Genomic DNA, 15,156 nt, shown 5'->3' with positions numbered 1-15,156 from the left:
GGCCGCCTACCTGTCCCATTACAATGGGACCCGTATCAAGAAGTCGCTGGGCTGGATGAGCCCGGTGCAATACCGCAGACACCTTGGGCTGGCGGTGTAGCCGTCCAAGAAAAAGTCCGCACCCCCGCCGGCGACATTACGGGCTCAAAACGACGAAATTGGCGATTCTAAGCGCCAAACGGACGCTGTGGCGGGGGTTTGGCACTTAGAATCACAGATTTCGTCGTTTTGAGCCCGCAAATCAGATGCGTTGCGGCATGTATGCGCGGAGCCTAAGTCACACAAGTCGCACAAGCCGCACAGTACGGTGCTACGGATTCATTTAACGATAGCCATACGGCGAACGTCGCATGGGCGTGCATTGCAGGGATGGATTCGGGGCCAGCAGACCTAACGGTTGACTGTCAAGTGTTGCATGTCGTGCGGATGAGCACGAGCGTCGGCAGGCTGATGTCAGTCTTGCCCGTTCGCTGTCGCATCCGGCATATGATGCCTATTCGCGTCCTGACAAACCACCGGGGTTTCATGATGGTCAGTTGGCATATGGATCGTTCAACTCATTGAGACGGTGCGGTCGATGATGCTCCGGTTAATCGTCTCAGGTGTGCCCCTTACGGTGGATCGATTCAAGTGGGGGTATGGGTGTTATGTCATTTGCGCGCAGAAAGCGATGAAATGGTTGAAACATGTAAGGTGTCGCATTCGAAAATTACGCCCATTGATGTGAGTGAATACAAGGGGAATGGGCTGTGAATTCATGATGAATAGATGCTTTGACGAGAAATTGCGCGATCAAAAACGACGGATTTGCGGTCAAAAAGTCTTGGGGGGAGTGCAACGCTGGATCAGGAAGGGCCTCGTAGTGAAAGGATCTGCTTATGCGAGGTAAGAAGAAGGAAATGGTGCGGGTGGCGCTGGGCGCATTCGCCGGTTCAGTGGTGCTGCTTGGGGGATTGACTGTGCCCGCTCAGGCGGATAGCTACACGGGCCAGTTCGTCGCGCCCGCGCAAACCGCGCAGGTTTGGGTTGACGTGGCGTCTCCCAGTCAGCCCGGTACCGTTAACGGAGCTCTTGACGGAACGGCATTGAACTTCAAGGATTCGTTCCTCGGGTACACTGCGGTGACGGGTGCGGATGCGGGCAATAAGACGCTGACGCTGTCGTATTCGGTCGCGGGGGTCTCGGCCCATGTATCGGTTACCTTTGTGGATGGCAATGGTGTGCTGCTGTCGGAACAGTCGGCTGACGTCACCTTGCCCAAGACAAGCGAATCTGGTGGCGGCGATCAGCCCGGCGGGAACGAGCAACCCGGCGGCGGCAATAATCAGCCTGGAGGTAACACCAACCCAGGGGGCAACGATCAGCCTGGAGGGAATGAACAGCCGGGAGGCAATACCAATCCCGGTGGCGGCAACGGCGGTCAGCCCGGCGGGAATGAGCAGCCCGGCGGCGGCCAGTCCAATAATGGCGGCAACGGCGGGACCAACGGCAACGGTTCCGGCCAGTCCAACGGCGGCAACGGCGGCGGTGCCACTGGTTCCAATGGAGGAACGGAACAGCAACCCGGTTCCAATGGGAATCAGAACAACAATGGCGGCGCAGGTTCCGGCAACGGTGTTCAGAACCAGAATGGTTCCGGTCAGGATACGGGCAATAACGGTGGCACCGGCAATGCCGGTAACAGCGGGAATGACGGTAACACCGGCAATGGCGACAATGCCGCGCAGCAGCCCAATGACAACACCAACATGCAGAACGGCAAAATCGAGCCGAAGAGCGGCGGTGCCAACGGTACGAACAATGCCGGTGCTCAGCAGCAGTTCAAGCTCGGCCGCACTGGCGTGAGCGTGGCAGCGGTCGCCGCGGTCGCCGTCGCTCTCGCGGTGACCGGCACGGTATCCAAGGTTGTACGTACTTGCAAGAGCGCTGGCGACAACCGCACGGAATGGGGGAAGTGACGATGACCAGGATGAATTGGCTCGGCAGAACCATCGCGACGCTGGGAGCCGCGGCCATGATGATCGGCTTCGCGCCCGCGACGACTGCGAATGCTGCGGACGGTTCGGAACAGGGGACGCCGCAACTGGCCTCCACCACGCCGGCGATCGGCTATGACGCCCGTATCCGCGTGCCCGTGGTGGAAAGTGAGATCGGGATGGGCGCTCTGTCCACCGACGACGCGAGCGCGGATTTGACGCTGCCCGGTCTGGATGCCGCCACGTCGGCGCTGCTGCGCATCAGCGTGATCGGCGCCAAGCAGGACACCACCGTGAATGTGGAGGGATCGCCGGCGCTGTTCGTGGCCAAGGGACATGATGCGTCGCAGACGGTGTTCGCGCCGGTGCGGGCCGGAAAGGTCAAGGTGTCCTCCAACGCCGCCGCGGATGCGCGCGTGGAGGTCGTGGCCGCGTTCCAGACGCCCGCCGACGCCCAAACCACCGCTCCCGGCTCGTTCAATGCGGTGGACAAGCCGGTCACCCGTGCGGACACCGCCGCGAAGTTGGGCGGCGACGAACTGACCCGGAACCCGCTGAGCATTGGCGTGGTCGGCGAGGGCGGCGTTCCCGTCGAACAGGTGCGCGCCGCCGCCGTGACCGCGACGTTCGACGCCAAGGACGCCGGCAACGTGACGCTTGCCGGCCAGACCTTCGCGGTTCCGGCGGGACGCAGTGTGGTTTCCACCGTCGCCGTTCCGGATGACAAGGGCGCGCTTGAGATCAGCGCGGACAAGGATCTGGGCGAAGTCCGACTGGACGTGCGCGGCTGGGTCGCCGGTTCGGCGCAGGACGCCGCGACGGCCAACGTGGAGGGCGGCTATGTGCCCTCCTCCGGTTCCCAATGGGTGAAGACCCAAGGCGCGGCGGCCTATGCGCCGCAGCCGGTGGAGCTGGCGAACCGCTCCGCCGACGGCACGTTCGCTCTGGCTCTGGTAAGCGCGGACAAGCCCGCGGACGCGTCCGCCGCCCATGTCTTCACCGAGTATGGCTCGGCGGTGAAGGGACGTGCGCGTGGCGCCGTGGTGGATAAGACCGACGGCGCGCTCGCACAGCTCGACGTGGTTGATACCGCAGCCAAGGATGGCGCGTCGGTCACTTCCAATGCTGCCGGAATCTCGTCACAGGCGTTGCTGTTGGGAGACGTGATCGGTCAGGTGCCGGATGGCGCCGCCAAAGACGTTGCCACCACACTGGATTCCCCGGCGCAGGGCGTGGACGTCAATCTGGCCACCGAAGGCAAACTGACGCTTGAAGGCACGGTCAAGTCGGCCGTTGCCGTGGATCGCGTGGAGGTGTATGCGGATGGCAACCTCATTGGCGACGCGGCGGTGACCTACGCCGCGGATGGTGCGCACTGGAAGTACCAGACCGCCGTGCCATCCACCAAGCAGTATGCATTCAGCGCCAAGGCGGTGACCCGCGCCGGTGACGCGGCGCAGGCTGACCGTGCGATCAACGTGGCGCTGCCCGCCCCGGACGATACGGTCATCAACCCGCAGGCCACCACGGTGGTGTCGGACGACCAGTCCGCGCCGATCGCCAAAGTGGAGGCCAACACCGTCCTGTTCAAGGGCGATCCGAACCTGACGCCCGGCCAGATCATGAGCGCGACGCCCGGTGCGGCCGCGCCCAAGGGATTCCTGCGCAAGGTGCTCGGCGTGCAGAAGACCGCCGACGGCTGGCTCGTCACCACCGAGGACGCACAGCTCACGGATGTGATCTATCAGGCCAACATTGATCAGGACCAGCCGGCGTTCCCCTCGACGGGCAGCACGGTTGACGAATCCTCCGCGAAGCTGGATCCGTCCTACACCTCGCTTGGCGACGACAATGCGCCCACGGTGAAGCTGACCGAAACCGGCGATGCTCCGTCCTCCGGCGATGGCGGCCAGGACCCCGCGCCCACCGAGGACCTGCCGGCGACCTCCGGCAGCAGGGCCATGACCCCGTCCTCCGCGATGCTGAGCGCAAGTGCCGCCGCCCGTTCCGGCACGTGGGAACCGGACAAGGACCTCAAGTTCGCCCAGATCGACGTCTCCTGCTACGGCGCCTATGCCAAGACCTCGGAGAACGGCAAGGAGCAGGTGGAGAAGAAGGCGTCCTGCGGTCAGAGCGACAAGATCGAGAAGGAGAAGATCAAGGCGAAGATGGAGGCCGAGCGCACCTTGGGCGCCTCGCTGCAGGCGAGCTTCAAGGGCAAGTACGGCGTGCGCTTCCAGATGCAGATCGCCTATCCGAACCACTTTTACGAGATCTTCCTTCCGTACGTCTACAAGTTCAAGGTGTGGACCTACGGCGACAGCCACGCCGAGATGGATCTCAAGGCGTGGGGCGCCATCCACGAGTCCTTCAACAACACGCTGGCGACGATCAAGGGCAAGCCGGTCACGTTCGTCGTGGGCGGGGTGACGATCACGCTGACGGCGGAGATGCAAATGGGCTTCGAAGGCAATCTGGACGCCAAGTTCAACGCCTCGTACAACCCGAAGTGGGACAACCACTACGAGTACGGCGTCGTCTACGTGCACGCCGGGCGGTGGAACCCCATCGACATCAACGAAAGCAAGTCGTCGGACGATCATTCCTCCAACTGCTCGTACCTCAATGACCTGCAGGCCGATGGCACGCTGAACGCCGCCGCCGGACCGTGGATCAAGCCGGCGCTGTACCTGTACGATTCGGCCGGCGTGAACATCACGGCCAAGGTCAAGGGTCAGGTGGACGCCTCGTTCAAGACGAACAAGGCGGACGCCGACCACGCCGCGGACGCCAAGGTGAAGCTGTCCCTCGCCGGTTCCCTGCAGTCGGGCGTGAACTTCAAGCTGCCGCTGGGCAACAAGGAGCTCCTCAAGCATGACTTCAAGGAGGAGAAGCTGGGCCCGGTCACGGTCTACAGCAAGGACTGGCAGATCGGCCAGTGCGCGCCGGACAAGGACGTGCTCGTCAACGTGACGTTCACCGACCCGCGCTATGGCGACTCCAAGACCGTCGAATACAAGCTCGGCGAGAAAATCAAGCTCACGCAGGACTACGTCGAAAAGCAGCTCGGCGTCGCATCCGGCACGCTTGACGGCATCGACGGCTTCACCACCACGGCGGACGGCTCCGGCGCCAGGATCGCGCTCGGCAGCGAGTACACCGTGCCGGACAAGGCCGTGACGCTTTACGTCCACTACAGCAAGGAACCCGCTCCGCCCGCCGACCTGCCCGCCAACGAGCAGTCGGTGGTTATCGGCAAGGAAACCGCGTTCCTGGTGAGGAATGACGGCACCGTGCTCTCGTGGGGCACCGGTTCGTATGAGCTCGGTCAGGGCAATCCGAGCGGATGGCCCGAAGGCTTTGACTCGATGCGTCCGAATCCGATTCTCGGACTCGACCATGTGCGCAAGGTCGTGACGGATCAGGATGGCGCCGTGCTGGCCCTCAAGGACGACGGCACCGTGTGGGCATGGGGTGACGACGCCGTGCTCATGGGATCCGGACTGGCGAGCGGTGCCGGCAGTTACACGCCGCGGCAGGTGCCCGGTCTGACCGGCGTCAGGGACATCGTCATGAGCCCGAATGGATGGGGCTTTGCTCAGGTCTATGCGGTGAAGGACGATAACACCGTGTGGGCATGGGGCTATCAGGGTTTCTCCAGCCTGGGCGTGGGCAACACCGACCAGTTCATCAATGTGCCGACGCAATTGCCCGGTCTGACGGATGTGGATCATCTGTACATGGCGAGCATGGATAATGCCTATAGTGACCGTGGTGCGCGGTTCGCCATCCGCAAGGATGGCAGCGTGTGGGCATGGGGCCGTAACTATTACGGCACCGTCGGCGTCGGTTCCGATGATGAGTCCGTTACCACGGCGCGCCCGGTTCCCGGTCTGAGCAATGTCAGACAGTTCGCTGTGCGTAATGTTTCCTATGGCGGTCCTACCTATGTAGCCTTGCTCAACGATGGCAGCGTCAAGGTGTGGGGCGATGTCGACGACCTTAGCTGCGACGGCTCGCACGATAATTGCCGTGCCAACGCTCCGGTGACGGCCAAGGGATTGGTGAACGTCCGCCAGATCGAGGTGGCTGGAAATGCCATCTATGCGCTGGCGAACGATGGCACGGTGAAGGTGTGGGGCTCCGCAAGCTACGATGGCACCGGCTCCAACACCACGTCGGCCATTCATCAGGATCCGGTCAAGGTGGAGACCCTGTCGCAGGTCAAGCAGCTCGTCAATGCCGGTCGAGCTGACGGGTCAGCCGGGACCATGTTCGCCGTGCTCAACAACGGCACGGTGAAGGCGTGGGGCCCGAACTCTGCCGGTCTGCTCGGCGTGGGCGACGACGAACCGAGTCACGCGGTGAACACGCCGCTCCAGGTGACCGGGCTGTCCGGCGTGACGCGGCTGACTGTCGGCGGCGCCTACTACGACGGTTCGCCCGCAGCCAGCATGTTCGCGCTGACCACATCCGGCAAGGTGTTCGCATGGGGCAGCAACACTACGCGGGACGGAAGTGCAGATGCCAGTCTTCTGGGCATTGGCGTAACGGCGCGCGACAAGCCGTTCGTGTCCACGCCGGCACAGGTGAAGAACATTGCAAACTTGACCGGGCTCAGTGAAAGGCGCGATTGGGTATATTCCACCCAGGTCAATTACGCCATTGACAAGACCGGTCAGGTATGGAGCTGGGGTTACTCGGGTGAGGGACTCCTGGGCTTTGGTACCGGAAAGTACGCCACCGCGGTCCCGGTCAAGATAGCCACGAAGTAGCACGCTGCATCGTCACCTCGGGTGCAGGTTGAACGGATCCAGTGCGGTATGGGGCCTCCGGCCTCGTCGCCGCACTGGATCCGCTCATTGTGTTTCGGATGGGCTGCGGATTGAGCGAATCCAGTGCCGCGCGGCGCCGAAGCGGCCGGTACGCACTGGAACTGCTCAATGTGCACAAGCGTCGGTCCGCAAATTGAGCGGATCCAGTGCCGCAAGCAGTGCGCAGGGCAACATTGCGGGCTCAAAACGACGAAATCGGCAATTCTAAGCGCCAAACCCCCGCCACAGCGTCCGTTTGGCGCTTAGAACCCGGAATTTCGTCGTTTTGAGCCCGCAATTTGGTGCAGGGCCCGCTACTGCATCTGGCACATGACGCTGATGCTCAGGGCGGGCACGGTCCACAGCCCGGCGAGTTCGTCGGCGGTGGCCTGCTGCTGGGCGGCGGCTTCGGTGGCGATGCCGTCGTGGTCCATCGTCTCGGCGGAGCGGGAGATGGCCTCGGCGTCGCTGGAACCGTCGCGCGCGTCGTCCATGGCGTCGGTGACGGCGGTGATCGCGTCGTCGGTGGCGTTGCCGCCGGGCTTGCGCCGCGTGGCGTAGGTGAGCACGTGCGGGTCGTCGGTGGCGTTGGCCCCGCCCCCGGTCGAGCCGTTGCCGGCCGAACCGCCGTCCGCATACCGCTCGCCCAACGCCGGCGAAACGTCGAACTTCGCATAGTCCAGCTTCCGCTGCGCCGCCAGCTGCGCCTGCACCTGCTTGACCAGCGACGTGATGGCGTCCGATTCGTCCACGACGCTCGTCCAGTTGACGTCGCCGTCGACGTGCTCGTTGACGCGCCGTACCGCGAACCCCGGCGCCGGCGCAAATCCGACCGCCTCGGCGGAGCTCCATTCGCACTGCCACTCATAGTCGTTCGGCAGACGGAACGCCGCATCCTGATCGACGCCGTTGATCACGATGAGGATGTCCCGCGCGTCGTCGTTGGCCTGCGAGCGCAGCCGCATCACGAAGCTGCGTCGGCTCGTGTCGAACCAGTCGCCGTCCATGGGCGTGGTGCCGTCGGGCAGGTACCACTGCACGCGGCTCGACGGGCGGAACAGGCCCAGCTGCGTCAGGCGCGTGAAGAACTCCTCGTGGTGGTACAGGCCGAGCGCCTTGCGGATGGCGATCAGGCGCGAGACGCGTTCCAGCCGCCGCATCTGCGGGGTTTTGCGGGTCTGGTACAGCCAGTCCCAGTCGAGCCACGTGGTGTCGTTGTCCTGCGCGTACGGGTTGTTGTTGCCGCCCTGCGTGTTGCCGAATTCGTCGCCGGCGAGGATCATGGGCGTGCCGAGCGAAAGCATGAGCGTGCCGAGCATGTTCATGGCCGCGCGTTCGCGCTTGCGCAGGATCGCGGGGTTCTTGCTCGGTCCCTCCACGCCGAAGTTGGCGGAGTGGTTGTTGGTCGTGCCGTCGTTGTTGTTCTCGCCGTTGGCCTCGTTGTGCTTGTTGGCGTAGCTGGTCATGTCGGTGATGGTGAAGCCGTCGTGGCTGGCCACGTAGTTGATCGACGAGACGCAGCCGCGGCCCGGTTCGGTGGCGAACAGGTCGGCCGACCCGCACAGGCGCGTGGCCATCTCCTGCATGCCGATGGCGGGCGTGGATCCCGGCTGCGTGTCGGTGAGCCAGAAGCGGCGCGTGGAGTCGCGGAACCGGTCGTTCCATTCGCTGAACGGCATGCCGAACCCGCCGGTCAGCCAACCGTTCGGGCCCAAATCCCACGGTTCCATGATGAGCTTCAGGTTGCCGAGCAGCAGGTCCGCGCGCAGGGCGTACAGGAACGGGTGATGCTTGGTGAAGTTGCCCTCGAGCCGGCCCAGCGTGGCCGCGAGGTCGAAGCGGAAGCCGTCGATGCCGATGCGCTTGGCCCAGTAGCGCAGCGAGTCGACGGCGAACGTGACCACGTGCGTGTTGGTGAAGTCGAACGTGTTGCCGCATCCGGTGGTGTCGATGAGCCGCCCCTCGTTGGCGGGCTCCCGGCGGTAGTAGGGCACCGCGTCGAGTCCCCGCCAGCAGGTGGTGGGCCCCTCCACGCCGCCCTCGCATGTGTGGTTGTACACCACGTCCATGATCACCTCGAAGCCGGCCTCGTGCATGGCCCTCACCATGTTGATGACCTCGTCGCGCACGGCTCCGGCGCCCTTCTCCTGCGCCGCCTTGGTGGCGTAGCTCGGCTCGGGGGAGAAGTAGCTCAGCGTGGAGTATCCCCAGTAGTTGTGGCGGCCGTGCTCCTGCAGGAACAGCTCGTCCTGCTTGGCCTGGATGGGCAGCAGTTCGATCGACGTGACGCCGAGCCCCTGCAGATACGCCAGCGTGATCGGGTGCGCGAGCCCGGCGTAGGTGCCGCGCAGCTCCTTGGGCAGCCACGGCGCCTTGGCGGTGAAGCCCTTGACGTGCAGCTCGTAGAGCACGGTCTTGCTCCACGGCACGTGCGGGTGCGACGGGTCGGCGTCGTGCTTGGTGACGTCGCGGTCGTCGATCGCCACGGAGACGGGCATCTTGCCCAGCGCGTCCACGGTGCTCATCGGGCCGAACGCGGAGCCGATCACCTTGCGGTCCTTGACCTCGCACTGGTAGGAGAACGCCGCCGGATCGAGCTGCATGTGCCCGTCGATGCCCTTGCCGTACGGGTCGAGCAGCAGCTTGTACGGGTTGAACCGCAGCCCCTTCGCCGGGTTCCACGCCCCGTCCGCGCGGTAGGCGTAGCGCATGCCGTCCCACGCCTTGGGCAGGTGCACGTACCACAGGCCGTAATTGGGGCCCTCCATGCGGAACAGCGTCTCGCGCACGTACATCGACTCGATGATGCGCGTGCACACCGGGTGGCTGTGGATGTCCTTCAGAAACGGCGTGGGCGCGCCCTCGAAGATGCGCACCGCGTCGTTGAAGAAGGCGGTGGGCTGGTCGACGGGCTCGTACACGCACAGCCACACCTGATCGGCGGTTTCGGAACGCACCACAGCGTCCGCGCCCCCGTCCTCGGTGAAGTAGAAGCCCGGTCTGGTCGCGTAACGATGCGGTATCGCATACCGCTGGGGTATTGCGTTCTTCATACTTTCATTGTAGACGGGGGTGTTGGATCCGCCGGATTGGGGCTTGCTTCCCCGGTTGCTCCCTCAAGGTCGGCCATCGCGGCCCGCACGAACGGCAGCGCCGCGCCGACCGTCGTCCCGTGCTCGATCCGGGCCGCCGCGCGCAGGCGGAAACCGCCGTCCGCTCCGCCGTTGCCCGCCACGCGTTCGCGCAATGCGGCCAGATCGCGCTCGTCCAGGTACCCGGCCGCCTCGCCGCCCACGATCACGTCGCCGGGCACGACCGAGCGCGCGTTGCCGATGGCCAGCGCCAGCGAGTCCAGCCACTGGGACATGCGCTCGCGGTGGTGCGTCTCGCCCTGTTCGAGCACGCTGAAGAAGCCCGGGATGCTCTCGTAGTCCTCGGGCAGCGTTTCGAGCGAGCAGTAGGCGTCCATGCAGCCTCGCCGCCCGCAGCGGCATTCGCGTCCGCCGGGCACGAGCGTCATGTGCTCGATCCTCCCGCCGGTCGGGTGCACGCGGCCGTCCACGATCAGCGCGCCGGAGGGCCTGCGGTCCAAGTAGACGCACAGCGCGTCCGTGAGCGTGCGGTCGCGCCACAGCTCGGCCTCGGCGTCGGCGATCGGCGCGCGCACGGCGTTGGCGGGACGGCGTTGGCGCAGGGCCTGCACGAGCGCGGCGGGCATGATCGGGGCGGGGGAGGCGTCCATGACCGTTGCGGGGACGGCCACGCCCACTCCGGCGACGGGCCTGCGCAGCGCGTCCGCGAAGTCGCCGATCGCGTCCGCCGCGCGCTGGGCGTATGCCGCGTCGTCGCGCAGCCGCATCACCCGCGAACGCGCGTCCGTCACGTCTCCGTTCATGTCCACCGCGACCATGGTCAGGGCGGTGGCGCCGAGCTCCGCGCCGATCGCCGTGCGGCAGCGCGGGTCGAACGCGTAGGTGCCGGCTCTGCGCCCGCCGGTGGAGGCCAGTTCCCCGTCCCGGCGGACGACGCCGTCCGCGGCGAGGTCGCGCAGGTTCTGGGTGACGGTGGGCAGGCTCAGCCCGAGCGCCTGGGCCAGATCCCGCTTGGTGGCGGGCCCCTCGGCGTTGAGTCGGCGGATGATCGCGGCGCGGTTGTGCCGTTTGACGTCGTCCGGCGTGAGCGCCCGCGCGGTGGTTGGTTTGGTGTGCGCGGTGAATGCGGTGCCGTCGTCCATGACCGTTCCCTTCCGCGTTGCCTTGGCGTTCCGGTTCCGGTACACCGGCATCCCGTAGCCGATGCCCTGTATCCGGCGTCGCGGCAACTTTTGAAAAGTGACTTTTCTAAAAGTCTACGTTGCTGAGCGGATATGGAAAATCAATTATCAAAAGTGTGTCGGGCCAAAGGGTGGCGATGGTGTGCGGTAGGGGCAAAAAGCGAACAGAATGCATCAAAACACGATATTTCCGCCGGTTGATGTTCATGTAACCGCTATCAGATAACAAAAAAGCATCAAAATCAAACATGAAGCGCACGACACGTGACCCCGGTGCGAAAGCTTGCGGGCTTCGGTACATTGTGAGCTAGGTCACACCTGATGTGACGGCGTCGCCATGAGGCGAGCAACGAAGCCCATAACTCAAGATGAAACCAAGCCATGCGGTTTGCGAGGCAAGCCGTTCACCCTACGAGGAGGATACCGTGGCGGAAGCGAAGAAGAACACCGAGCCGGTCGAGCCCACCAAGCCGGCTCCCGAGGACAAGCAGGCGGCCGCCGAGGCCGAGGTCGACGCGCTGGTCAGGAAGGCCCTCGTCGCCCTCGACGAATTCGAGAAGCTCGATCAGGAGCAGGTCGACCACATCGTCGCCAAGGCGTCCGTCGCCGCGCTGAACAAGCACCTGGTGCTTGCCAAGATGGCCGTCGAGGAGACCGGCCGCGGCCTCGTCGAGGACAAGGCCACGAAGAACATCTTCGCGTGCGAGCACGTCACCCACTACATGGCCGGCCAGAAGACCGTCGGCATCATCCGCGAGGACGACATCATGGGCATCGACGAGGTCGCCGAGCCCGTGGGCGTGGTCGCCGGCGTCACCCCGGTCACCAACCCGACCTCCACCGCCATCTTCAAGTCCCTCATCGCCCTGAAGACCCGCTGCCCGATCGTCTTCGGCTTCCACCCCGGCGCGCAGAACTCCTCCGTGGCCGCCGCGAAGATCGTGCGCGACGCGGCCGTCGAGGCCGGCGCCCCGGCGAACTGCATCCAGTGGATCGAGCACCCGTCCATCGAGGCCACCGGCGCCCTGATGAAGCACCCCGGCGTCGCCACCATCCTCGCGACCGGCGGCCCCGGCATGGTCAAGGCCGCCTACTCCTCCGGCAAGCCGGCCCTCGGCGTCGGCGCCGGCAACGCCCCGGCCTACGTCGACTCCGACGTGGACATCGAGCGCGCCGCGAACGACCTCATCCTGTCCAAGCACTTCGACTACGGCATGATCTGCGCCACCGAGCAGGCCATCATCGCCCACAAGGACGTCTATGCCCCGCTCGTCAAGGAGCTCAAGCGCCGCAAGGCCTACTTCGTGAACGCGGAGGAGAAGGCCAAGCTCGAGCAGTACATGTTCGGCTGCACCGCCGGAAGCGGCCAGACCCCGAAGCTCAACTCCGTGGTGCCGGGCAAGTCCCCGCAGTTCATCGCCAAGGCCGCCGGCTTCACCATCCCGGACGACGCCACGATCCTCGCCGCCGAGTGCCGCGAGGTCTCCGACGACGAGCCGCTGACCCACGAGAAGCTCGCCCCGGTGCAGGCCGTCCTCAAGGCCGATTCCAAGGAGCAGGCCTTCGAGATGTGCGAGAAGATGCTCAAGCTCGGCGCCGGCCACACCGCCGCCATCCACACCAACAACCAGGAGCTCGTGCGCGAGTACGGCCTCAGGATGCACGCCTGCCGCATCATCTGGAACCAGCCCTCCTCCCTGGGCGGCGTGGGCGACATCTACAACGCCATCGCCCCGTCCCTGACCCTGGGCTGCGGCTCCTACGGCGGCAACTCGGTGTCCGGCAACGTGCAGGCCGTGAACCTGATCAACATCAAGCGCATCGCTCGGAGGAACAACAACATGCAGTGGTTCAAGATCCCGGCCAAGACGTACTTCGAGCCGAACGCGATCAAGTACCTGCGCGACATGTACGGCATCGAGAAGGCCGTGATCGTGTGCGACAAGGTCATGGAGCAGCTCGGCATCATCGACAAGGTCATCGACCAGCTGCGCGCCCGCTCCAACCGCGTCACCTTCCGCATCATCGACTACGTCGAGCCGGAGCCCTCCGTCGAGACCGTCGAGCGCGGCGCCGAGATGATGCGCGAGGAGTTCGAGCCGGACACCATCATCGCCGTCGGCGGCGGCTCCCCGATGGACGCGGCCAAGATCATGTGGCTGCTCTACGAGCACCCGGAAATCTCCTTCTCCGACGTGCGCGAGAAGTTCTTCGACATCCGCAAGCGCGCCTTCAAGATCCCGCCGCTGGGCAAGAAGGCCAAGCTCGTGTGCGTGCCGACCTCCTCCGGCACCGGCTCCGAGGTGACCCCGTTCGCCGTGATCACCGACCACAAGACCGGCTACAAGTACCCGATCACCGACTACGCGCTGACCCCGTCCGTGGCCATCGTGGACCCGGTGCTCGCCCGCACCCAGCCGCGCAAGCTGGCCTCCGACGCCGGCTTCGACGCCCTGACCCATTCCATGGAGGCCTACGTCTCCGTGTACGCCAACGACTTCACCGACGGCATGGCCCTGCACGCGGCCAAGCTCATCTGGGACAACCTGGCGGAGTCCGTCAACGGCGAGCCCGGCCTGGCCAAGACCAACGCGCAGGAGAAGATGCACAACGCCGCCACCATGGCCGGCATGGCGTTCGGCTCCGCGTTCCTGGGCATGTGCCACGGCATGGCGCACACCATCGGCGCCCTGTGCCACATCGCGCACGGCCGCACCAACTCCATCCTGCTGCCGTACGTGATCCGCTACAACGGCGAGATCCCGGAGGAGCCCACCAGCTGGCCGAAGTACAACAAGTACGTCGCCGCCGAGCGCTATCAGGACATCGCCCGCAACCTCGGCATCGACCCGGGCAAGACCCCGGCCGAGGGCGTGGAGAACCTGGCCCGCGCCGTGGAGGACTACCGCGACAACAAGCTCGGCATGAACAAGTCCTTCCAGGACGCCGGCGTGGACGAGGACTACTTCTGGAGCGTGCTCGACCAGATCGGCATGCGCGCCTACGAGGACCAGTGCACCCCCGCCAACCCGCGCATCCCGATGATCGAGGACATGAAGGACATCGCCGTGGCCGCCTACTACGGCGTGCCGCAGGCCGAGGGCCACAAGATCCGCGTCGAGCGCGAGGGCGAGGCCGCCACCGAGGAAGCCTCCCAGCGCGTCTGAGCGGGCGCCCGGCCGTCTGACCGGTCGGCATTGACCGGGGGCCGGCGGATAGGCGGATAACGCAAAGGGCCGCTCCCGAAGCACACATGCGATATGCGACGCTTCGGGAGCGGCCCTTTGCGTGGCTCCGCTCCGTGGTTCCGTGTCATTCGTCCCCGCGCCGGTCGCCCTCCGCATTGCTGATCGCCTCGGCGATGTTGTCGTGCGAGAAGTCATGGTTGCGGTACTCCGGATTGTCCACCGGCAGATGCTGCACCAGCGTGTCGAACACCTGCGTGTGGATCTCGCCGCGCTCGAGCACCGCGTCGAGCACATGCCCGCCGATCGAATGGTCGTCGGCGAGGAAGTGCTCGTGGAATCCGGCCACCGCGGCACCGTGGAACATGATCGGCGAAAAATACCCGAGCATCGTGCCCCGCACGTCCTGGCCGAGGAAGATCGCCTGACGGTCGGCCACCTCCTCGAGCGTGGGGTAGGGCGCCTGCTGCTTGATCACCGCGCGCGTCTTCATGAAGCTGAATGTGCCGCGCACGATCACCGCGAAGAACGTGTTCGCGCGCCCGTTGGCCTCCACGATGCGCCGGTTGAGCTCCTCGAGGCCGATGTCGGCGCGCTCGCACTGGTATTGGAACGCCGCCTGATGCATGGTGGCGAACGGCATGGTGAAGTCGTCGGGCACGGCCTCCACCTTGCCGCTGCGGCCCACGCGCCAGGGCCTGCCGTCGAGCACGATGATCTCGCCGTCGAGGCCCTCGCCGGTGCCGATGCCCGTGTCGCCGTGCGTGAGCAGTTCGCCCATCGTGGTGGTGCCTTCGAGCAGCCCCGGCACCAGCAGGGCCAGCGTGCCGTGTTGGTACAGCACGTTCGCCCGGTGTTCGCGGATCGGCTCGATGTTCTTCGCGATTGATGCGCTCATGCCTTCACCA

The 15,156-nt window shown here is 65.2% G+C and carries 7 protein-coding genes; 4 read left to right on the top strand and 3 right to left on the bottom strand.

Features of this window, described 5'->3' with window-relative positions:
- From DSM100685_RS08380 to DSM100685_RS08370, 3 genes are all read left to right on the top strand, one after another.
- Positions 1 to 100 (top strand): IS3 family transposase (locus DSM100685_RS08380; RefSeq protein WP_152350281.1); only part of this gene is annotated, 100 nt, incomplete at its 5' end.
- Positions 101 to 878: 778 nt separating this feature from the next.
- Positions 879 to 1,958 carry a hypothetical protein gene (locus DSM100685_RS08375; protein WP_152350892.1) on the top strand — a complete coding sequence of 360 codons (1,080 nt, stop codon included), beginning with the start codon at positions 879 to 881 and terminating at the stop codon, positions 1,956 to 1,958.
- A gap of 2 nt (positions 1,959 to 1,960) precedes the next feature.
- Positions 1,961 to 6,751, top strand: a complete 4,791-nt coding sequence (locus tag DSM100685_RS08370) for an Ig-like domain-containing protein (RefSeq protein WP_152350891.1) — start codon at positions 1,961 to 1,963, stop codon at positions 6,749 to 6,751.
- A gap of 353 nt (positions 6,752 to 7,104) precedes the next feature.
- On the opposite strand, the gene glgX is transcribed toward DSM100685_RS08370, so the two are convergent.
- Both glgX and DSM100685_RS08360 read right to left on the bottom strand, forming a co-directional pair.
- Positions 7,105 to 9,843 (bottom strand): glycogen debranching protein GlgX, encoded by a 2,739-nt coding sequence (glgX, locus tag DSM100685_RS08365; RefSeq protein ID WP_152350890.1) that lies wholly within the window; start codon positions 9,841 to 9,843, stop codon positions 7,105 to 7,107.
- Positions 9,840 to 11,024 (bottom strand): ROK family transcriptional regulator, encoded by a 1,185-nt coding sequence (locus DSM100685_RS08360; RefSeq protein WP_163201077.1) that lies wholly within the window; start codon positions 11,022 to 11,024, stop codon positions 9,840 to 9,842. Before DSM100685_RS08360 ends, glgX begins: the two co-directional genes overlap by 4 nt.
- Before the next feature lie 464 nt (positions 11,025 to 11,488).
- On the opposite strand from DSM100685_RS08360, the gene adhE reads away from it, so the two are divergent.
- Positions 11,489 to 14,230 (top strand): bifunctional acetaldehyde-CoA/alcohol dehydrogenase, encoded by a 2,742-nt coding sequence (gene adhE, locus DSM100685_RS08355; protein WP_152350888.1) that lies wholly within the window; start codon positions 11,489 to 11,491, stop codon positions 14,228 to 14,230.
- Between the two features lie 145 nt (positions 14,231 to 14,375).
- On the opposite strand, the gene budA is transcribed toward adhE, so the two are convergent.
- A complete protein-coding gene (gene budA, locus DSM100685_RS08350) occupies positions 14,376 to 15,146 on the bottom strand; it encodes an acetolactate decarboxylase (protein ID WP_152350887.1) in 771 nt (256 codons plus the stop codon).
- Positions 15,147 to 15,156: the final 10 nt, after the last annotated feature.

Source organism: Bifidobacterium avesanii, assembly GCF_009299475.1.
Taxonomy (GTDB): Bacteria; Actinomycetota; Actinomycetes; order Actinomycetales; family Bifidobacteriaceae; genus Bifidobacterium; species Bifidobacterium avesanii.
The sequence above is the reverse complement of the archived record's forward strand: the minus strand, read 5'-3'. Positions and strand labels throughout refer to the sequence as shown.

Bases quoted from the DNA above. Each gene is read 5' to 3' on its own strand.
- DSM100685_RS08375 (WP_152350892.1), top strand. From the start codon at position 879: ATGCGAGGTAAGAAGAAGGAAATGGTGCGGGTGGCGCTGGGCGCATTC.
- DSM100685_RS08370 (WP_152350891.1), top strand. From the start codon at position 1,961: ATGACCAGGATGAATTGGCTCGGCAGAACCATCGCGACGCTGGGAGCC.
- glgX (WP_152350890.1), bottom strand. From the start codon at position 9,843: ATGAAGAACGCAATACCCCAGCGGTATGCGATACCGCATCGTTACGCG.
- DSM100685_RS08360 (WP_163201077.1), bottom strand. From the start codon at position 11,024: ATGGACGACGGCACCGCATTCACCGCGCACACCAAACCAACCACCGCG.
- budA (WP_152350887.1), bottom strand. From the start codon at position 15,146: ATGAGCGCATCAATCGCGAAGAACATCGAGCCGATCCGCGAACACCGG.